The sequence below is a fragment of the Peribacillus sp. NPDC058075 genome (assembly GCF_042885195.1).
Lineage (GTDB): Bacteria > Bacillota > Bacilli > Bacillales > DSM-1321 > Peribacillus.
This window is the reverse complement of sequence record NZ_JBHVSL010000002.1, coordinates 252191-273761: the sequence shown is the minus strand read 5'-3', so window position 1 is coordinate 273761 and position 21571 is coordinate 252191. Positions and strand designations below refer to the sequence as shown.

At 42.7% G+C, this 21571-nt stretch carries 18 protein-coding genes; 13 read left to right on the top strand and 5 right to left on the bottom strand.

What is annotated here, in order from left to right; genetic code table 11:
- Positions 1 to 82: 82 nt before the first annotated feature.
- Complete coding sequence (locus ACFVS1_RS19065) at positions 83 to 2305, bottom strand: MMPL family transporter (protein ID WP_387549742.1); 2223 nt, start codon at positions 2303 to 2305, stop codon at positions 83 to 85.
- Between the two features lie 278 nt (positions 2306 to 2583).
- Here ACFVS1_RS19065 and ACFVS1_RS19060 point away from each other — a divergent pair, with 278 nt between their 5' ends.
- Together ACFVS1_RS19060 and ACFVS1_RS19055 are read left to right on the top strand one after the other, a co-directional pair.
- Positions 2584 to 4167 carry a catalase gene (locus tag ACFVS1_RS19060; protein WP_387550127.1) on the top strand — a complete coding sequence of 528 codons (1584 nt, stop codon included), beginning with the start codon at positions 2584 to 2586 and terminating at the stop codon, positions 4165 to 4167.
- Between the two features lie 209 nt (positions 4168 to 4376).
- Complete coding sequence (locus ACFVS1_RS19055) at positions 4377 to 4577, top strand: hypothetical protein (RefSeq protein ID WP_352923925.1); 201 nt, start codon at positions 4377 to 4379, stop codon at positions 4575 to 4577.
- A gap of 434 nt (positions 4578 to 5011) precedes the next feature.
- Here the strand turns inward: ACFVS1_RS19055 and ACFVS1_RS19050 are convergent, their stop codons facing one another.
- A complete protein-coding gene (locus ACFVS1_RS19050; protein ID WP_387549740.1) occupies positions 5012 to 5257 on the bottom strand; it encodes a hypothetical protein in 246 nt (81 codons plus the stop codon).
- A 597-nt stretch (positions 5258 to 5854) separates the two neighbouring features.
- Here ACFVS1_RS19050 and ACFVS1_RS19045 point away from each other — a divergent pair.
- The 9 genes from ACFVS1_RS19045 (at position 5855) to ACFVS1_RS19005 (ending at position 17307) form a co-directional block, all read left to right on the top strand.
- Positions 5855 to 6085, top strand: a complete 231-nt coding sequence (locus tag ACFVS1_RS19045; protein WP_034309928.1) for a CsbA family protein — start codon at positions 5855 to 5857, stop codon at positions 6083 to 6085.
- A gap of 218 nt (positions 6086 to 6303) precedes the next feature.
- Positions 6304 to 8289, top strand: a complete 1986-nt coding sequence (gene uvrB, locus ACFVS1_RS19040) for an excinuclease ABC subunit UvrB (RefSeq protein WP_387549738.1) — start codon at positions 6304 to 6306, stop codon at positions 8287 to 8289.
- A gap of 6 nt (positions 8290 to 8295) precedes the next feature.
- Positions 8296 to 11175 carry an excinuclease ABC subunit UvrA gene (gene uvrA / locus ACFVS1_RS19035; RefSeq protein ID WP_352923921.1) on the top strand — a complete coding sequence of 960 codons (2880 nt, stop codon included), beginning with the start codon at positions 8296 to 8298 and terminating at the stop codon, positions 11173 to 11175.
- A 571-nt stretch (positions 11176 to 11746) separates the two neighbouring features.
- A complete protein-coding gene (locus ACFVS1_RS19030; RefSeq protein ID WP_352923919.1) occupies positions 11747 to 12847 on the top strand; it encodes a DUF4097 family beta strand repeat-containing protein in 1101 nt (366 codons plus the stop codon).
- Between the two features lie 540 nt (positions 12848 to 13387).
- Positions 13388 to 14323 carry an HPr(Ser) kinase/phosphatase gene (hprK, locus tag ACFVS1_RS19025; RefSeq protein ID WP_137016681.1) on the top strand — a complete coding sequence of 312 codons (936 nt, stop codon included), beginning with the start codon at positions 13388 to 13390 and terminating at the stop codon, positions 14321 to 14323.
- A 26-nt stretch (positions 14324 to 14349) separates the two neighbouring features.
- The gene (lgt, locus tag ACFVS1_RS19020; RefSeq protein ID WP_352923918.1) at positions 14350 to 15162 is read left to right on the top strand and encodes a prolipoprotein diacylglyceryl transferase; all 813 of its coding nucleotides are present in this window, start codon (positions 14350 to 14352) and stop codon (positions 15160 to 15162) included.
- Between the two features lie 27 nt (positions 15163 to 15189).
- A complete protein-coding gene (locus ACFVS1_RS19015) occupies positions 15190 to 16134 on the top strand; it encodes a nucleoside recognition domain-containing protein (protein WP_352923917.1) in 945 nt (314 codons plus the stop codon).
- Positions 16124 to 16792, top strand: a complete 669-nt coding sequence (gene ppaX, locus ACFVS1_RS19010; protein WP_387549734.1) for a pyrophosphatase PpaX — start codon at positions 16124 to 16126, stop codon at positions 16790 to 16792. Before ACFVS1_RS19015 ends, ppaX begins: the two co-directional genes overlap by 11 nt.
- On the top strand, positions 16789 to 17307 hold the full coding sequence (locus ACFVS1_RS19005) for an acyltransferase (protein WP_101223732.1): 519 nt from the start codon (positions 16789 to 16791) through the stop codon (positions 17305 to 17307). The genes ppaX and ACFVS1_RS19005 overlap by 4 nt, the downstream gene beginning before the upstream one ends.
- Positions 17308 to 17343: 36 nt before the next feature.
- Here the strand turns inward: ACFVS1_RS19005 and ACFVS1_RS19000 are convergent, their stop codons facing one another.
- The 3 genes from ACFVS1_RS19000 to ACFVS1_RS18990 all read right to left on the bottom strand — a co-directional run bounded on the left by ACFVS1_RS19000 (position 17344) and on the right by ACFVS1_RS18990 (position 19265).
- The gene (locus ACFVS1_RS19000) at positions 17344 to 17487 is read right to left on the bottom strand and encodes a hypothetical protein (protein WP_352923914.1); all 144 of its coding nucleotides are present in this window, start codon (positions 17485 to 17487) and stop codon (positions 17344 to 17346) included.
- Between the two features lie 70 nt (positions 17488 to 17557).
- Positions 17558 to 18199: a class D sortase gene (locus ACFVS1_RS18995; RefSeq protein WP_387549731.1), complete on the bottom strand. Its 642-nt coding sequence runs from the start codon at positions 18197 to 18199 to the stop codon at positions 17558 to 17560.
- Position 18200: 1 nt separating this feature from the next.
- Entirely contained in the window at positions 18201 to 19265 is a 1065-nt protein-coding gene (locus tag ACFVS1_RS18990) for a processed acidic surface protein (RefSeq protein ID WP_387549729.1), read from the bottom strand.
- A gap of 487 nt (positions 19266 to 19752) precedes the next feature.
- Between ACFVS1_RS18990 and ACFVS1_RS18985 the strand changes: the two genes are divergently transcribed.
- Positions 19753 to 20937, top strand: a complete 1185-nt coding sequence (locus tag ACFVS1_RS18985; protein WP_387549727.1) for an ATP phosphoribosyltransferase regulatory subunit — start codon at positions 19753 to 19755, stop codon at positions 20935 to 20937.
- The gene (gene hisG / locus ACFVS1_RS18980; protein WP_387549725.1) at positions 20930 to 21559 is read left to right on the top strand and encodes an ATP phosphoribosyltransferase; all 630 of its coding nucleotides are present in this window, start codon (positions 20930 to 20932) and stop codon (positions 21557 to 21559) included. The genes ACFVS1_RS18985 and hisG overlap by 8 nt, the downstream gene beginning before the upstream one ends.
- Positions 21560 to 21571 lie beyond the last annotated feature (12 nt).

Sequence of the window (21571 nt, the reverse complement as noted above, 5' to 3'; positions counted from 1 at the left end):
ATTTTGAAAACATGAAAAACCCTGTGCATTTATCGGGCACAGGGTTTTTCATTATGAAGAAAAGTAAAGCTGACTACCTTTATTAGTTGGCCTGTTCTTTCTCTTCTTGATTGGTCACTTTACCCGGCCAAAAAGCGCGGCGGCCAAGCAGGGAGGTGATTGCAGGAACAAGGAACGGGCGCACAATGAATGTGTCCATTAACACACCAAGTGCAGTAATGAGCCCGAATTGGACCAATACTTGAATCGGAAGTGTGGCTAGAACGGAAAAAGTGGCTGCCAAGATTATTCCGGCGGAAGTGATGACGCCGCTAGTTTCGGCAACGCCCTTTCTGATGGCCTGCTTGATTGGCATCGTTTCTTTCTTACGCCAAATGCTTGAAACCATGAAAATGTTATAATCTTCTCCAAGTGCAACCAGGAATACGAAAGAATAAAGTGGAATTGTCCCCTCAATCGCATCGACACCCATGAAATAGTGCAGGATTATCCAACCTAAGCCCATAGCTGCAAAGAATGAGAGAATGACTGTACCCATTAGATACACCATGGCTGTCACAGATCGCAAGTAGGCTAAAAGGAGCAAGGAAATCAGGACGATGATGATCGGGATGATCATGAATTCATCGGATTTTACGATATCCCTTTTATCGAATTGCGTCGCAGTTTGCCCGCCAACCCAAATCTTTTCATCAACCGATGATATATTGGCGGCCTTCAATTCTTTCTCCGCCATTGTACGGATTTCCGGAATTGAATCTATGGCCTCGATATCATATGGATTGATGTTGAATGTGACCTCATAGGATTGCAGATCTTTATTCGATTTACTTGTGACTGGATCGGCGACAGTTTCAACAATATCCATCCCTTTTAATGCTGGTGCTAAATCAATATCTTCACCATTCGTATCGACAACCACTGTCGCCGGTGCCAGTTCGCCCGGTGAGTACGAGTCGGAAATGACAGAATAGCCTTCACGGGAGTTCATATCTTCAGGGAAGGAAGAGAGAATATCATATGAATATTTTATTTGTGAAGAATATCCTGCTAAAACACTGAAGATGATCAGGCATGTAAGAATGACGGTCCATGGCTTGGTTGTGACGATATGGCCAATCCAGTTACCAATGCGGCCTTCTTTATGCCTTTTGACGGCTTTTCCCTTTTTCTTGGCCCGTGCTTCTTCCATTTCTGGGGTACGAGGAACGATTGGGAAGAAGGAAGCCCTTCCGAATACAGAAAGCAAAGCCGGTACCAGTGTTAAAGCTGCCAGCATCATGATTAAAATCGACAAGCTGAATGGTACAGCGAAACGGTGGTAGGCTCCGTATTTGGCTACAAGCAATGTTAGCAGGGAGATGACGATCGTTAGGCCGCTCATCGCAATGGCGCCTGATGAATCTTTAAATGCAGCGATCATGGCTTTGCGTTTGCTTTCATGATTCCTTAATTCACTTCTGTAGTGAGAAATTAAAAATAAACAATAATCCGTTCCTGCACCGAATAATAATACGGTCATGATTGAAATGGCCTGTGAATCGACTGTAATCCAACCATGATCTGCCATGAAGCCAAGGATCGGGCTCGTTACAATATAGGCAAAGCCAACTCCGATAAGTGGAATGATGGCTAAAAGCGGGGAGCGGTAGATAAGTAATAACACGACAAGTACAAGTATTACGGTCGCTAATAGCAATTTAAAGTCAGCACCCGAAAATAATCCCGTTGCATCGACGGATATCCCTACAGGGCCTGTCACTCGAAGGGATAATTCATCTGAATCCGTCGGGACCTTGAATGGGTCCGTTCCAATGCGTTCCGTTACTGCTTCATTAATGGTTTCAAGATTTTTTTCAAGAATTTCCGTCTCGGTCTTTTCTTTAAAGAAAAGCGGCTGTACGAAAGTCGTTCCATCTTCTGAAACCGATTCTTGAAGAGCAGGCAACGGAATTTCATGAAGCGGCGGTAAAAAAGATTGCTGTGTCAATGGGGTATCTGTCAGTTCCTTGGAAAGGTACTGGATTTCGGCCAAGTCGGCCTCTGTCAGTCCACCTTCCCGATGCCAAGTAAGCAGGGCAGGTATACCAGAGGAATTTGGAAACTCTTCTTTAATAAGTTCATCAGCCACGACAGAAGGTGAGTCTTCAGGCAAGTCTGAAGCGTTATTTGCTGTTCGGTCATTAACGGCAGGCAATGAGAAGGTTAATGCGATTGCTGCAATTATCCATGCGGCAATGACAACCCAACGACCGGTTTTTCCGGTCATCATCCTGCCAAGTCTTCCTATTTTTGATTCGTCCAATGAAGGCACCCCGCTTTTTGAATTTTTTCCTCATTTCATTATAATGGTGTGCTGTTTACCTATGCAAAAATGGGTATGCTTGCTCCATTATCCTACTAAATGCTTCAAAGCTTTCTTATCATTATATGTTTCAGGCCAGTTGTTATTGGCAAGGCCATCAATAAATAGGGGGAAAAGTACTTTTTAACTAATTTCAATTAAATTCGAAGATTGAGGAGTGAAATATAGGGGAGAGGGGAAAGTATAGTAATATTGTGGATTTAATTAACAGAGGAGGGATTTTTTTGTCAGATGAATCTAAAAATACAAATGATGAATCGAAAGAAACATTAACGAACAGGCAAGGGCACCCAGTAACGAATAACCAGAGTATTAGAACTGTAGGGAACAGAGGACCTAGTACACTTGAGAACTATGATTTCCTGGAAAAAATCAGCCACTTCGATAGGGAGCGTATTCCTGAACGGGTCGTGCATGCCCGTGGTGCAGGCGCACATGGTTATTTCGTTCCAACCGGTAAAGCGGGGGACGAGCCTATTTCAAAATATACGAGAGCGAAGGTTTTTCAGGAAGAAGGTAAAAAAACCCCAGTATTCGTGAGGTTCTCATCTGTTATTCATGGAGGGACGTCCCCGGAAACGTTACGTGATCCCAGGGGATTTGCCGTTAAATTTTATACGGAAGATGGCAACTGGGATCTTGTAGGCAATAACTTGAAAATTTTCTTCATCCGTGATGCCATGAAATTCCCGGATTTGATTCATGCCTTCAAACCGGATCCGGTCACGAATATTCAGGACGGCAGGAGGATTTTTGATTTTTGCTCGAGTTCGCCTGAAACATTCCATATGATTACCTTTGTGTTTTCCCCATGGGGCATACCAGCTAACTACCGCATGATGCAGGGGTCAGGGGTCAATACTTATAAATGGGTGAATGAGGAAGGGGAAGCAGTACTTGTCAAGTATCATTGGGAACCGAAACAAGGGATCAAGAACCTGACACAGCAAGAGGCCAATGAAATTCAAGCTACGAATTTCAATCATGCCACACAGGATCTATATGAAGCGATCGAACGCGGGGACTATCCTGAATGGGATCTTAATGTACAGATCATGAGTGATGATGATCATCCTGAGTTGGATTTTGATCCACTGGATGATACGAAGATCTGGCCGAAAGATGAGTTCCCGTGGCTGCATGTCGGTACGATGGTATTGAATAAAAACCCTGAAGACTACTTCACTGAAGTCGAACAGGTTGCATTCGGTACGGGTGTCCTAGTGGATGGACTGGACTTTTCTGATGACAAGATGTTACAGGGACGTACATTCTCTTATTCCGATACACAGCGTCACCGTGTTGGAGCGAATTATCTGCAATTGCCGATCAATGCTCCGAAGAAACGAACAGCCACGAATCAGACTGGCGGACAGATGCAATATGAAGTTGGCAGAGGCAGCCAAAGCCCCCACATCAACTACGAACCATCAACTGTCGGCGGCTTGAAAGAAGCCAAGCAGACGGGCAAGGAGTATACACCTATGGTGGAAGGGAAACTTGTTCGTGAGACAATCGATCGTCAAAATAATACGAAACAGGCCGGGGAAACATTCCGTGAATTCGAGGATTGGGAAAAGGACGATTTAATTTCCAATTTAGTGGCGGCATTGGCACCTGCCGACAAGCGCATTCAGGAAAAAATGATTGCACTTGCCGAAGAGGCCGATGAAGAGTATGGCCGCAGATTGAAAGAGGGACTGGCCTCGGCTTCTGAACATACGGAATCTTCAAAACCACTTGGCGGGACGGACAACCCTGAGGATGCCGTTAGTAAAGGACATGAAGCGGATCCGTATTGATTGATCTAAAAAGAAGCAAACTGAACTATACTCCGGATAACGGACACACATAAAAAGTGTCCCTTATCCGGGTTTTTTATGTTTCATTAGGTGAAAGAACTTGTAAAGAATCCAAATATTATAAGTGCTTCCGAGCGGTCGATTTCCTATAATCTAAATTAAAAACAAAAGCAGTTAAGGAATATAAAAAGGGGAAATCCCCCTCTCAAATGTTCATAGAACATGGATGGTTTAATCTCGAATTTGAAAGGTTTGGTGAGGAAGCCTGTAAGATAATGCGCCGATGGAGATTTTTTGGTCACTTTAAAGGCTTAGCAGAATATCCAACATGTACGAATGTAACCGATGTGAAGGAAGAAGTTGAACGAGTTATAAAAGAATACCATGAGTGGCGTTATCAATGGGAATAAAGGAAATGGACCCGGTACAATACAGGGACCACCTATTAGCCGCTTAGGTGCTTTTCTAAACTTTATGAAAATGGGGCAAAGTTCACTCAATGTTTGTTGGCTCTTTTAAAATCATTAATGCTGACTATTTTTTCTGAAAAGTTTTCGAAACAAAAAGATTAATCCAAATATAACTAAGACAGTAATAATACTTCCCGGAATTCCAAAACTATTTAACATAATGATTCTCCTTTTTGGTTATTATTTGGGGTTTACTGTAAATGTACCGCCTGAATGCTTAACAGTAACAGTACACCATGTTGAAGCATAAGCTACAACCGCAGTGTATTTTTTAGTTGAAGACAATGTTGTATTTTTACCAAAAGTAGAAAGTGAGCCAGAATATACTTTACCAATGCCTCCACTACCCACTAATCCATAAGCATCATGATACACTACTGTTTTTCAGAAGATACTTTACTAGCTCCTGCTGTTGTACTTGTCTTTAAATTTGATGCACCAAAGCTTTGGTTAATAATATTTTGAATATCGTCTTTAAGAGTACCACTTACTTTCACTGTAACACCATTAGATGTCTTAGAGCCAGAGATAGTTTTTGAAGCATATGAAGTTATTAGTGAGGGTTTTTTAGCGTACATTTCAACGAAAGTTTGATCTTTCAATGAAAATGGTTCTTCCATATTGTACTCTTCATGAATTCTTTCGAAATTGTCAATAATCTCATATTTAGTTAAATTTTCCAATTATTCTTTGTAAACTTGTTTTTCATCTTTCACAGTTGTTTGATCAGAAGATGCAGCGTTAACCACAGAATTAAATGTAAAACCCAAAATCAAGACAAGTGGCGTAGCTAAAACCAAAAATTTCTTTAACAAAATAATCCAATCGATAGTTTATTTATAACAACACAATTAAAGTACCATGAATTCTAAAGGGGATTGTTCCTATTTTGATCTCGGAAATACCAATTTTGGAATGTGAAATAATATAGATAAGTAAATGCTAGATGATTTTAAAGAGAAGGTATGTCGAATAGGCGGAGCGCAATAGGGGGGAAGTAGTCGTAAAAGTATGGAAAACACCCTCTATTTAATAGCTTTTTCGATAACAGTATAAAAAGGGGGGTGTGCTTCCTTTTTTATGGGTATAATTGTAGAGTGTCATGAAATGTTCTTTTTTAAGACGTGAGAAATCAAGCGGGAAATTGATTGGCAAAAAACTTGATAATCATTTAAACTGAAACTACTCTATTTTTCTCTTATAAAGGAGATGAAAAAATGATTAAAATTCTTTCTGCCCTTTTCCTTCCTTGCCTACTTGTCATGCTATTTTCAAGAGTCACCTATAACAATGTCGTGGGCCTTGTTTTAACTGTTGCCTTGATTACAGCTTCCGCATATAAAGGTTATACGCATACAAACTTATTGATCATCGTCGATGCCTTATCCCTTACAGTGGGATTTTGGTTATCAAAAAGAATGATGAAACGTACATCCAAGAGCGCCTGACACCAAAGGTGCTTTTTTTGTACCCAAACTTGTCATTCCCCTCAACACATCATGAATTCCAAAAAACAAAAATAGAATGGATGTTCGCTTATTGCTGGTTTGTTTTAAGGCTATTGTGGTAGAATGTGTATATATGCTTTATCAAACCGGAATAAATAGAAGGGATATAGGCATGTCCCGTTATCATATAAAAATATTTCAATAGGAGGCTATGCTTGGTGAAGGATAAGTTTGAGTTAGTCTCAAAATACTCTCCTCAAGGAGATCAGCCGGCAGCAATTGACATGCTGGTCGAAGGGATTAAGGAAGGCAAGGAAATGCAGACGTTATTGGGGGCAACGGGGACAGGGAAAACGTTCACCGTTTCCAATGTGATTCAAAGAATCAATAAACCGACTCTTGTCATTGCCCACAATAAAACGTTGGCAGGGCAGCTTTACAGTGAGTTCAAAGAGTTCTTCCCTAATAATGCCGTTGAGTACTTCGTTAGTTATTATGATTACTACCAGCCAGAGGCTTATGTTCCATCCACGGATACATTCATCGAAAAAGATGCAAGCATCAATGATGAAATCGATAAACTGCGTCACTCGGCAACCTCGTCTTTGTTCGAAAGGAAAGATGTCATCATCATTGCCAGTGTTTCGTGCATATATGGACTCGGTTCTCCTGAAGAGTACCGGGAGATGGTCGTTTCCCTCCGAACAGGCATGGAGATAGACCGGAATGCCTTGCTGCACAGACTCGTGGATATTCAATATGAACGCAATGATATTGCTTTCCAACGGGGGACCTTCCGCGTACGCGGCGACGTGGTCGAAATTTTCCCGGCCTCACGTGATGAACATTGCGTACGGGTCGAGTTTTTCGGGGCTGAGATTGACCGAATTCGTGAAGTCGATGCCCTGACTGGCGAAATTACCGGTGAACGAGATCATATCGCCATTTTCCCGGCTTCCCACTTCGTAACCCGCGAAGAGAAAATGCGGATAGCCATTCAAAATATCGAAACGGAACTGGAAGAGCGATTGAAGGAATTAAGGGAAGATGAAAAGCTCCTTGAAGCACAGCGTTTGGAGCAGCGGACCCGTTATGATCTGGAAATGATGCGGGAAATGGGCTTTTGTTCAGGGATCGAGAACTATTCCCGCCATTTGACCCTTCGTCCCTCAGGTGCGACACCATACACTTTAATGGATTACTTTCCAGAGGACTTCCTATTGGTCGTGGATGAATCACACGTAACCCTTTCGCAAATCCGCGGGATGTTCAATGGAGATCAGGCGCGGAAGCAAGTGCTCGTCGATCATGGCTTCCGTCTGCCGTCTGCGAAAGATAACCGCCCGCTAAGATTTGAAGAATTTGAAAAAAAGGTCCATCAATCCATATTCGTTTCTGCAACTCCGGGACCATATGAACTCGAACATACGCCAGAAATGGTTCAGCAGATCATCCGTCCTACCGGATTGCTGGATCCGACCGTGGAAGTGCGGCCGATTGAAGGGCAAATAGATGACTTGATCGGTGAAATACAGGAGCGCGTCAAAAAGAACGAGCGTGTGCTCATTACGACCCTGACGAAAAAGATGTCCGAAGATTTAACGGATTATTTAAAGGAAATCGGCATCAAGGTCCAATATCTTCATTCGGAAGTGAAGACCTTGGATAGGATAGAAATCATCCGGGAACTTCGAATGGGCAAATATGATGTACTCGTTGGAATCAACCTTTTAAGGGAAGGCCTCGATATTCCGGAAGTGTCGTTAGTGACCATTCTGGATGCCGATAAAGAAGGGTTCCTTCGCTCGGAACGTTCGCTTATTCAAACGATGGGCCGTGCAGCCCGTAATGCCAACGGCCATGTCATCATGTATGCAGACCGCATCACGAATTCGATGGAACTTGCCATCAATGAAACGAGACGGCGCCGTGAGATCCAGGAAAATTATAATGAAGAGCATGGAATAACGCCACAGACCATTCAAAAGGATATCCGCGACTCCATAAGGGCGACTCATGTAGCCGAAGAAGTCGAACAGTATAAGGAAGACCTTGCACCAAGTCTCGCGAAGCTTCCTAAAAAAGAGCGTTTAAAAGTGATGGCAAGCATGGAAAAAGAAATGAAGGAAGCGGCAAAGGCACTGGACTTCGAGCGAGCTGCCGAGCTGCGTGATTTACTACTAGAGTTAAAAGCGGAAGGGTGACGAAACATGGCAATGGATAAAATTGTGATAAAAGGCGCCAGGGCCAACAATTTAAAGAATATTGATATCACGATACCTAGAGACAAACTTGTTGTGCTGACCGGGTTATCCGGATCTGGAAAGTCTTCCTTGGCTTTTGATACGATTTATGCAGAAGGGCAAAGACGTTATGTAGAATCACTGTCCGCTTATGCTCGTCAATTCTTAGGCCAAGTGGATAAACCGGATGTCGATGCGATCGAAGGTTTGTCACCAGCCATTTCCATAGATCAGAAAACGACCAGTCGAAATCCTCGTTCAACCGTGGGGACTGTTACGGAGATCTATGATTATTTAAGGCTGTTATTTGCACGGGTCGGCAGGCCGACCTGTCCGATCCATAATATTGAAATCACCTCACAAACGATTGAGCAAATGGTGGACCGCATTCTTGATTATCCTGAGCGAACCAAGCTTCAGGTATTGGCACCGCTTGTCTCAGGCAGAAAAGGTACACATGCGAAGGTTTTGGAGGAAGTTAAGAAACAAGGATATGTCCGCATTCGTGTGAACGGGGAAATGCATGACCTCAGCGATGAGATCACTCTCGAAAAAAATAAAAAACATTCGATTGAAGTCATCATAGACCGGATCGTCATTAAAGAGGGTATCATGGCCAGGCTTGCAGATTCGTTGGAAAGTGCTTTGCAGCTTGGCGAAGGCAAGGTCATCATTGACGTCATGGGTGAGGAAGAGCTGTTGTTCAGTGAACATCATGCTTGTCCATACTGCGGATTTTCGATTGAAGAGTTAGAGCCTAGAATGTTTTCCTTCAATAGCCCGTTTGGGGCCTGCCCGGATTGTGATGGCTTGGGGGCAAGGCTTGAGGTGGACCGTGATCTGGTCATCCCGAATAACGAATTAAGCCTCCGTCAACATGCAATTGCGCCATGGGAGCCGACGAGTTCTCAATATTATCCTCAGCTCCTTGAAGCGGTGGCCAACCATTATGGGATAGATATGGATGTGCCCGTTAAGGATTTACCGGAAGAGAAGCTGGATAAGATCTTGCTTGGTTCAGGTAAAGATAAGATATATTTCCGTTATAAAAATGATTTTGGAAGAGTGCAAGAAGGATATATTCCTTTTGAAGGAGTTTTAAGAAACATCGAAAGGCGCTTCAAGGAGACGAGTTCTGACTTTATTCGTGAGCAAATGCAGAAGTACATGTCAGAACATCACTGTCCAACCTGTAAGGGTCATCGATTGAAAAAAGAGAGTCTTTCCGTGCTCATTCAAGGGGTCCATATAAGCGAAACGACAGCTTTATCAGTAGAGGATGCGCTAGTATTTTTCGATGAGCTTGATTTGACTGAAAAAGAAGCTGCAATTGCAAGATTGATTTTACGTGAAATTCGTGAGCGGCTCGGTTTCCTGGCTAATGTAGGTTTGGAATATTTGACGTTGAGCAGGGCAGCGGGAACATTATCAGGCGGTGAAGCGCAGCGTATAAGATTGGCGACGCAGATCGGTTCCCGATTGACGGGAGTCCTATATATTTTGGATGAACCTTCAATAGGGCTGCATCAGAGGGATAACGATCGCTTGATCGAAACATTGAAGAATATGCGCGAAATCGGCAACACCCTCATCGTTGTCGAGCACGATGAAGATACGATGATTGCTGCGGATTATTTGATTGATGTTGGACCTGGAGCAGGAGCACATGGAGGGGAAATAGTGGCCGCTGGAACGCCGGAAGAGGTCATGAATAATCCTAAATCCTTAACGGGGCAATATTTAGCAGGGAAGAAATTCATTCCATTGCCATTGGAACGCCGGAAAAATGATGGCCGTGTCATTGAGATAAAAGGTGCCAAGGAAAATAATTTGAAAAACGTTAATGTGAAATTCCCGCTCGGGGTCTTTACAGCCGTTACGGGAGTCTCGGGATCAGGGAAAAGTACATTGGTGAATGAGATCCTGCATAAGTCATTGGCTCAAAAGCTGAACCGGGCAAAAGCCAAACCTGGCGATTTCCGTGAAATCAAGGGAATTGAGCATTTAGATAAAGTCATTGATATTGACCAATCACCGATTGGCAGAACCCCGCGATCGAATCCAGCTACCTATACGGGTGTATTCGATGATGTTCGTGACGTGTTTGCCTCGACTAATGAAGCGAAGATCCGCGGTTATAAAAAAGGAAGGTTCAGTTTCAACGTGAAGGGCGGCCGCTGTGAGGCCTGCCGTGGTGATGGAATTATCAAGATCGAAATGCATTTTCTCCCAGATGTCTATGTTCCATGTGAAATCTGTCATGGTAAACGGTATAACAGGGAAACTCTTGAAGTGAAATATAAAGGGAAAAACATATCCGACATTCTCGATATGACAGTTGAGGAAGGCGTTAGTTTCTTTGAAAATATTCCAAAAATCAAACGGAAACTACAAACGATTTATGACGTTGGTTTGGGTTATATCAAGCTTGGACAGCCTGCCACCACTTTATCAGGCGGTGAAGCGCAAAGGGTGAAACTTGCTTCTGAATTGCATCGCCGATCCACTGGGCGCTCCTTCTATATCTTGGATGAACCAACTACCGGTCTACATGTCCACGATATAGCAAGGCTGCTCCAAGTTCTGCAGCGGCTGGTTGACAATGGGGATACCGTTTTGGTGATCGAGCATAATCTGGATGTCATCAAGACAGCGGACCATATTATTGACCTGGGACCGGAAGGCGGAGATAAGGGCGGTACGATCGTCACTTACGGAACACCTGAAAAAATATGTGAAGTTTCCGAATCGTACACGGGAAAATACTTAAAACCTGTACTTACCCGTGATCAAATCCGCATGGAAAATTGGATTGAAGAAAAAGAAACGGAGCATGAACATGCTTAAAAGAAGGCGTTCGGCTTGTTTCAGTTTGTTCACTAAAGGGGGTTCGGAAAACATATCTTTCATCAAATGGATGTCCCGAACAAACTGACCCAAAGCAACACCTTCCATTCCTTATGTATGGGTTTCTACTTTAATTTTTTATAACGAAGTTGATTGTAGAGGAAGGTGCGAGACTCCTGCGGGAAAGGCGCGTCTAGTGGAAGACCCCACAGGCGTAAGCCGAGGAGGCTCCACACGACCGCCCGCGGAAAGCGAGTGCCTGGACCGGAAATCAACGTCCAAGTTGTAAAAGTCATAAAAAAACTGCAGGCAAACTCGTTTTCTTCGAATTTTTCTATAGTCTGGAACAAGCCATCAGGCTTGTTTTTTTGTAGAAAAATGACGGTGTGCATTTAATTAATCATTTGATTAAAGAATAGGGAAACAAGATATTTCCGGGGAAATCATACATCTGCCTTTTCGGAAATTGTCATTTTCCTTTGTCGAATGATGAAAAAACGGTATTTATGAAACTTTTTAGATATCTAGGCGTATGTATGAATAAAATGATAGAAGAAAGCGAGGAATGTTCATGCAGGAGGAAAGAAAGAAGATTTTAGAAATGATTCAGGATGGAAAGTTATCAGCGGAAGAAGCCATGGGCCTTTTGGAAGAATTAGAAAAAGCCAGTCAGGAAAGTGAAGCTAAGGAGCAAAAATTGCAAAACGAATTATCGACGGTAGTCGTGGATAAGAAAAGCGAAGAAAGCACTCAGGATACGTTTAAAAAGAATATCCAGTCATCGAAAGAAAAGATTATTGATTTCGTTGAAAGTGCTTTTAAGAAAATCAAAGAAACGGATCTTGATTTCAATTTCGGGAAATCTGTGGAGGTCAGTCATATTTTCCAGCATGATCATGATTTCCTGGATGAGGTTGATGTAGATATAGCAAATGGGAAAATAAAAATCGCCGCATGGGACCATAACGATGTCCGGGTTGAATGCCAAGCTAAGGTATACCGTGTGGAAGAAATAGAAGAAGCCAGGAAAAACTTTTTGGAAGAAGTCGATTTCACGATTGAAAATGGAAAATTGAAGTTCAAGGTACGTGAAAAATCCATAAAGGTTGATACGATCATGTACATCCCAAGGAAGGAATATGAGGACATCCATGTAAGGATGTTCAATGGCGCAATCACGACTGAATCACTGAAATCAGAGAAGCTTAAAGCGAAAACGGCGAATGGTGCCATTCATATCATGCAGGGTACGGGTGATTTCTGTGAGCTTGAAACAGGTAATGGGATGATCACCATTTCAGATACCAACTTTAATGACTTGGAAGCCGAGACCCTGAATGGAGCCATTAATGCCGATGGATACTTCAAAAAATTGGATGTCCAAACATTCAATGGGGAAATCATCTGTACGAATTCAGGGATGGATTGCGATTCGATCCATGCTAAGTCAATTACAGGAAAAGTCCAGCTGACCCTGCCGCCAGGTAAGGCGATCGAAGGAGAATTGAAATCAAATTTAGGAAGCTTTAATGTAACTTTGGAAGGGATGACAATCATCGAAGAGAAAAGTGATGTGGTTCAGAAGGTCCTTAAGTTTAAGACGGTTAAAGAAGAGGTTCCTGTGCTTCATGTTTTTGCAGAAACCAAGACTGCAGCGATAACGGTTTCCTGAAGAAAGGGAAAGCTCGTTGATACCACTGGGAGCTCAAACTGCAGGCAAACTCGATGGAAGACGAGTTTGCCTGCAGTTTTTTTATGGATTGTATGATTTGGATGTTGATATCCGCTCAAGAAACTCGCTTTTCGCGGGCGGTCGTGGTGCCTCCTCGGCTTGCGCCTGCTGGGTCTCCACTGGACGCGCTTTTCCTGAAGGAGTCTCGTACCTTCCTCTCCAATCAGCCTTGTTATTAAATTTAGATAGTAACCAAACCTAAGTAGTTGGTTCGGGAACATCATTAGATGAAAGATACGTTTTCTAATCCTTTTTGTCTGCAAAGTGAGCCTGCCAATATAAATGGGCGGGTTTTCTTTTATTATGATGTAAGGATCCATATATGTTCCTCTCAGCTCTTTCCAGTTCACGTGGCCAAATCGGGTGGAGTGAATAAAAAAACAATAAATCGATAATGCTTTGTTTGGTTATTAACAGAAAAATGCTAAAATAGAAAAAGTATCTCAAAAAATAGCATCGCTCCTAAAGGAGGAAAGATATATGGCAAAAGTCCGTACAAAGGATATAGTAGAAGCGTTCGGTCTAGAACTTATCAGTGGGGAAGAAGGAATTAACAGACCAATCGTCACGAGTGATTTATCTCGTCCCGGACTTGAAATAGCCGGTTTTTTTGATTATTATCCCGCAGATCGAGTACAGCTTTTAGGTATGACGGAGATGTCCTTTTTTAATCGGCTGAATGAACCGGATCGAGTACAGAGGATGGAAGAGTTATGCAGGGACTTTACTCCAGGCATCATCATTACGCGTGGTCAGGAAGTGCCGATAGAGTTGATCGAAGCTTCTGAGCGGGAATCCGTTCCTGTGATGAGATCTAATATGAAGACAACAAGGTTATACAGCCGTCTGACCAATTTCCTAGAAAGCAGGTTGGCACCAACTACTGCTGTTCATGGTGTATTGGTGGATATCTATGGATTAGGTGTGTTGATCACCGGGAAAAGCGGCGTCGGTAAAAGTGAGACAGCCCTGGAATTAGTGAAACGGGGTCATCGTCTGGTAGCCGATGACTGCGTCGAAATCAGGCAGGAAGACCAAGATACGCTGGTCGGGAATGCCCCGGATTTAATTGAACATCTTCTAGAAATAAGAGGATTGGGAATCATTAATGTAATGACACTTTTTGGAGCTGGAGCAGTACGCAGCAATAAAAAGATCTCCATCGTCATCAATCTGGAACTATGGGAAAAAAACAAGCAGTATGACCGGGTCGGCCTTGATGAAGAAAAAATGAAAATCATCGATACGGAAGTGACGAAAATTACCGTACCTGTCCGTCCAGGACGAAATTTAGCTGTCATCATTGAAGTGGCAGCCATGAATTACCGCCTGAAGCGAATGGGAGTAAATGCAGCGGAACAGTTTTCCGATCGCTTGAACCATGCCATTGCAGATCCGGAACATGATGAATTTTAAAAGGTTATAAGAAAAGAGGGGACAAAATGGAACAAGGAATACAGCCGCTGAATCCAATCGCGATAGATCTAGGTCCCATCCAGGTACATTGGTATGGACTAATCATCGGTTTCGGTGTGTTATTGGGTCTTATTATCGCTTTGAGGGAATCTGAGCGAAGAGGTCTTGATAAGGAAATTTTTACAGACATGATTTTGTTTGCTGTCCCAATCGCGATCATTAGTGCCCGTATTTATTATGTGATCTTCCAATGGGAGTACTATTCACAAAACCCAGGAGATATCATAAAAATATGGAATGGCGGAATTGCCATACATGGTGCGTTGATCGGGTCGGTACTGACTGCTATCGTGTTTGCCAAGGTCAAGAAAGTGTCATTTTGGAAGCTGGCGGATATTGCTGCTCCGAGCTTATTGTTGGGGCAGGCGATTGGCCGTTGGGGTAATTTCATGAATCAGGAAGCGCATGGGGGAGAAATAACAAGGTCATTCCTGGAAAATATGCATTTGCCTGAATTCATCATTAATCAAATGTACATAAACGGTACGTATTATCATCCAACCTTTTTATATGAATCGATTTGGAATATCGTCGGTGTCATTATTCTCTTAAGTTTAAGGAAAGTGAACTTGCGCAGGGGGGAACTATTTTTAACCTATGTAATATGGTATTCCATCGGTCGTTATTACATTGAAGGTTTGCGGACGGATAGTTTGATGCTGACGGAATCACTGCGCATCGCACAAGTGATCTCGATTGTGTTGGTAGCAGTAGCCATTGCTTTAGTGGTCTATAGAAGGGTCCGGGGGCAGGCAGACAAAAGATATTTAGATGCATAGGGAATATGTGTAAAGGGAGAGGGCATAGTGATAGTAGATTCGGTTAAAAAGGGACTTCTTTCAGGCTTGAATACAACCTGGTCTTTGGGAAAAGTGATATTTCCAGTTACTCTGATCGTTACTGTGCTTCAATATACACCTGTTTTGCCATTCATCATTAACTTGATAGCGCCTTTGATGAATCTCATCGGTCTTCCAGGAGATGCGGCAATTCCGCTCGTGTTAGGTAATTTCCTGAATTTGTACGCAGCGATCGCTGGCATATTAACACTTGATTTGACTGTGAAAGAAGTCTTTATTATTGCTGTGATGCTATCCTTCTCACATAATTTATTGATCGAGTCAGGTGTGGCGATGAAAACCGGTGTCAAGCTGTGGATCATCCTGACAGTACGGATCGGGCTTGCGCTTTTGTCAGCAGTCGTCATCAATCTTGTTTGGCAGGGCGGATCTGAAATGGCCCAAGGAGTGGCTATCGGTGAGGCTGCAGAGATTAACGGAGCAGGTGCAATCCTCTTACATGGTGTCCTCCAGGCCCTTTCTGGAATCGGTCAGCTGGCGGTCATCGTTATTCCGCTCATGGTGGCGGTTCAAATCATGAAAGATTTAAAATGGCTGGAAGCCTTCTCGAAAGCCCTTGCACCCTTCATGAAGGTCCTGGGGATGAAGCCGAATGCTTCCATGCCTTTCGTTACAGGCCTGACTCTAGGCTTGGCATATGGGGCAGGGGTGATGATTCAAGCGGCTAAAGAGGATAATGTTTCGAAGAAGGATATGACGATTGCATTCATCTTTTTAGTCGCCTGCCATGCTGTTGTAGAAGATACGCTGATTTTTATTCCGCTGGGGATTCCGGTCTTGCCGTTATTACTTATTCGGATACTCACTGCCATTGTTTTGACGATGGCCGTTGCGTATATATGGAATCGGGCTGACAGGGTACAGAGAAAGGAAGCTGTATATGAACAGTAACATAACTACATTATTATTTGATCTTGATGGGACGTTAATCAATACAAATGAATTGATCATCGCCTCTTTTACAGAAACGTTAAACCACTTTTGTCCTGGAAAGTTCAAACGGGAAGATATCATTCCATTTATCGGACCGACTTTGGTCGATACTTTCTCTTCCATTGATCCAAAACGAGTGGATGAAATGATCGCATACTATCGGGAGCATAATTGGAGGAACCATGATTTGCTTGTCACACAATTTGACGGAGTGTTCGAAACCGTTCAAACATTGAAGCAGAGCGGCTATAAAGTGGCAGTCGTTACGACAAAGAAGCGTGATGTCGTCGAAAAGGGCCTGGCTTTAAGCAAACTGGATCAATTCTTTGATGTGGTGGTCACATTGGATGAGGTGGAAAAAGCAAAGCCGGATCCAGAACCTTTGGTAAAAGCTTTAAATCAACTTGGTTCGGTTCCTGAAGAAGCGATCATGATTGGCGACAGTTATCATGATATTCTGGGCGGGAAGAACACAGGTACAAAAACGGCAGGGGTCTCATGGTCCATTAAAGGCCGTGAATTTTTGGAAAGCTATCACCCTGATTATATGCTTGAGCAGATGGCGGATTTATTGAATATCGTTGAGGTTGAAAAGCTCACGGAGGCTAGAAAATGAGACGCACGTCCCGCTATCCAGTTGAAGGGGCTAATTCACTATGGCATGTATATAAGACTGTTCCATTCTGGAAAGTCGTCAAGAACTTTGTGGTGATACAGCTAGCGCGTTATACGCCTTTTTTGGGCATGAAGAATTGGCTGTACAGGACTTTTTTACATATGAAAGTCGGGAAGCATACTTCGTTTGCCTTGATGGTCATGCCCGATGTGATGTTTCCGGAAAAAATATCAGTTGGAAGAAATACGGTCATTGGCTATAATACGACGATCCTTGCTCATGAATATTTGATTCAGGAATATCGTTTAGGAGATGTAGTCATTGGGGATGAAGTATTGATTGGAGCCAATTCTACCATTCTTCCAGGACTTTCAATCGGAAATGGGGCGATTGTCTCTGCAGGTACGCTTGTCCATAAGGATGTTCCAGAGGGAGCTTTCGTCGGGGGAAATCCAATGAAAATCATATATACCAAAGAAGAAATGCTCGAGAGGGAGCAGCAAACTTCCTTATGAAAAAAAGGACTTGCCCATATATGCGGCAGGTCCTTTTTAATGGCATTCTGGGTATAACGGAGTCAGTTCATTCTTTAGATGATCCATGACTTCATTGATTGATATATATTCCTGGTTCACCGTGGCTTCATACGTTTCTTTTAAAATTCGAAAAAACCTTTCCTGTGCCTGTTTATCCATATTGAGCTTGTCCTCCTATCATCTATTAAAGTTTTATGAAGAGGGGGCTGAACAACTTCAACCCCATATCTCATTTATCTATTTCCGATTTCAATAAATCGGCAACCAATACGTACCGTTCCGGTGCACTATCAATATATGAAAAAGGATAGCAGGTTGTTACTGTAAGTGTGGCTTTAGGCTTGGGAACGATCACGGTACGGTCATCTGCATCGACGATACGAACCTTCCTCACTTTATATGTAAACAAACCGGCTTCTGTCTTGGCAATCAGCAAATCGCCCACGCCGACTTCACCTAGATCTCTGAAAATTGTATCTCGGTGACCGGATAACACAGAATTATCCTTTTCACCGGGAAGGACGGACCCCGCATAATGGCCGACGCCCTTTTCGAGTTCATCTTCGTCCGTTCCGTGGTAAATCGGGAGTGTTGCCTCGATTTTTGGAATATAAAGCTCACCCATCAAATCACCAGTCCCCGGTCGTTCTTCATATAGTTCGAGCCCATGGGGAATATTTGCCTTCTCCTTCGGTTCGGGGAGCTTTGCCGTCGCTTCCGTTGTTTCAGACTTATTCCATTTATATAGGGCATAGCCTTTTATCAGTGTATAGGCGTTTGTCGTTGTAAAATAAAAACCTAAGGTCAAAAAGCAAACAGCAGTGATGAGTAACCATTTTTTCTTATGTCTGGATTGCCTATTTTTGCTCATCTTAATTAGCGAGTCTCGCTTTTCTTATTAATCCGAAAGCGATGCCCATCATCAACAAACCGATTAAAGCACCGAATAAGTAATGACCGGCTGTTTTAGGAAGCACTCCGCCTTTTTCCGTTTTATGTGCAGGTTTTGTAGATTTTGCAGGTTTCTTCTTTTCTTTTTTAACCTCAACCACTTTAGAAATGACCTCGGTGGACCGTTTAATGTCATTGCCGGTTTCTTTCACTAAATCGGAACCGATCATTTCACCTGTCAATTTAAAATCGAGCAAAAAGTTGCCGTTTAAATCATAAATGGAAACTAGTAAACTAGCATTCGTCAATTCCTTAAGCTGGAATAAAGCCTCAAGGGATAGGTTTGTCGTGACACCATCCTGAATTAAAGCGAATTTGAATTGAATTTGCAGCAAGCTTTGAAGATCATTATATATAGAAAGCAATTCAGCCACTTGTTTTGCAGACAATTCATCAATTGTTTCAAAATAATCAAGTTGATCCATCCTATCGGAGATCGCCATTAAACGAGCTTCAAAAGAAGGGTCTTCGACGATAGGCAAAAGATGGTTCATGAATCTGTCGAGTTCTTCGTCTGTAAGGCCGATCTCAGTAAAGAGGCCATCCATTAAATCGATGATCTCTTCATCATATTCCATCTCTTCCTCATCATAATCCAGTTCTAAATCGATGATATCCTCAATGTCGTAAATGAACTGGAAGGTGTCGATGATGGACTCTCCCTCTTCCAGTTCGCCGTATTCTATTAATAATTCTGTAAGTTCCGCTTCTGTCATATCATATTGTTTAAGTAGATTCTGTAAGGTCTCAGGAGTGACGGCCGGTCCTAATGTATCACGCAACTCTTCTATTGATTCCAGTTCATTCAATGTTAAGTCGTAATAGGATAAATAATCTTCCAAATCTTCTTGTGTCATTCTAACTTCAGAAAGGTATGCATTAAGCTCATCCTGGTTGATCTTTGTTGACGCAAAAGCCTTTGTTCCGCTTAAACCCAGTGAAAAAAGAACGATAAGTGCCACAAAAAACGAAAAATATTGTCTCATTACCATTTCCCCCTAAAATTATCTAATATTGCCAAACTCCTAAATATTATAAATCAGCTAAACCAAAAGGTATACATTAATAACAATGAATGGTTAAAGATAGGAATAATCATCTGGGCAAAAAGGTATGCCCCCTTGCGTTTGGACTTATATCGATCAAGAAGAATATGAAAGTCAGCTATGGTTTGAAGTAATGGAATTAGGCATATTATCCTTGACGTAAGGTGGGGGCAGGGGTAAACTATTAATAACTTCAACCTGTTACCATATTAGCGAACTAAAGTGATTTAATAGATTATTGTGAGTATTTATATGATTATGTCATTTTATTTGATACTATTTTTATATGTTATCCGAAATTTGGATTTAAACGTAAAACCTTGGAAAGATAAAGGGATAAACAAAATAAGGAATGGATGCATCGGTTTTTGCCTACAGGCGGACCGATTGGATATATATAGTAATCAATTCAAAAGGATGTGCAGTCGTGACAAAGCCATTTATGTTTGAAAAACCGTTAGGCATGAGAGATACATTGCCGGTGCTGTATGAAACGAAAGTGTTGGCCAGAAATAAAATGAGTGATGAAATCAAGAAGTGGGGCTATCAATTTATTGAAACGCCTGCTTTGGAATATTATGAAACGATTGGCGAGGCTTCGGCAATATTGGATCAACAGTTGTTTAAACTTCTTGATTCCCAGGGGCATACGCTCGTACTCCGTCCCGAGATGACAGCTCCCATTGCAAGGGTCGCAGCTTCCAAACTGTTAAAACAGCAAATTCCGCTTCGTCTGGCCTATTCCGCGAATGTATACCGGGCACAGCAGCGTGAAGGAGGCAGGCCGGCTGAATTCGAACAGATTGGTATCGAGTGCATCGGAAATAAGTCCATTAGTGCCGATGTTGAAATGATTGCCCTGCTTGCGGATGCTCTTAAGGCTGCCGGGCTTCAGGAATTTAAAATTTCTATTGGGCATATTGGATTTCTGCAGGAATTTTTCTTGAGCATTCTAGGTACGGAGGAAAGAGCCTCTATATTAAGAAAGTTTTTGTATGAAAAGAATTATGTTGGTTATCGCGAGCATGTTAAATCACTGCCGCTTTCATCCATTGATAAACAACGGCTTATTGAATTTACCTCACTAAGGGGCAGTGAAGGGAACCTGAAAAAGGCGCTGGGGTTGGTTGAAAATAATAAAGGGCAGGATTCTTTGGCTGAACTGAAGGAATTGTCTGCGCAGCTGAAAGAATTTGGCGTCGAACAATATGTGAGCTTTGACTTAACATTGGTCAGTCATATGAGCTATTACACGGGAACTTTATTTGAAGTGTATGCCGGACAAGTCGGTTCGCCAATCGGCAATGGGGGTCGGTATGATAATCTGCTTGAGAAGTTCGGCTGGAATGCTTCGGCCACAGGTTTTGCAATCCGGGTGGATCGTCTTGCAGAAGCTCTTGGGGAGCCGATCCAGCCTGTCGCGCCAGAATGTATTTTATACAGTCCCGAACGAAGATTGGAAGCCATTGAATTTGCAAGAATCAAACGCTCCGAAGGGAAATCGGTAACGATTCAAGATATTACGGTCGTCCAAAATGTCGATGCCTTTACTCGGACATTTTCTGAAGTTCATTTATTCGTAGGGAATGGGGGGTATGGAAAAGATGAATAATAGCTTTTTAACGATTGCCATGCCGAAAGGAAGAATCTTTGAAGAAGCGGCAGAGCTATTAAGAAGGGCCGGTTTTCGTCTCCCTCCCGAGTTTGATGATTCCCGGAAATTGATCCTTGAAGTGGAAGAGGAGAATCTGCGGTTCATTTTAGCTAAACCGATGGATGTCGTAACCTACGTGGAACACGGCGTCGCTGACATTGGAATTGCAGGAAAGGATGTCATGTTAGAGGAAGAACGTGATGTCTATGAGTTACTAGATTTGAAAATCAGTGCCTGTTATTTAGCTGTAGCTGGACTGCCTGGTACGAAAATAAGTGACATCGCCCCCAAAATAGCCAGTAAATATCCGAATGTTGCCTCCGGTTATTTTCGCGAGCAGGGGGAGCAGGTCGAGATTATAAAGTTGAATGGGTCTATTGAGTTAGCGCCGTTAATTGGTTTGGCTGAACGAATCGTCGATATCGTTTCTACGGGGAGGACATTGAAGGAAAACGGTCTTGTGGAATATGCAAAAATCGCTGATGTGACTTCGAGGCTGGTGGCAAACCCTGTCAGCTATCGAATTAAAGAAGCAAGGATTACCGAAATCGTGGAACGGCTAGCAGAAATTATTGAATAGTAAAGAATAGCT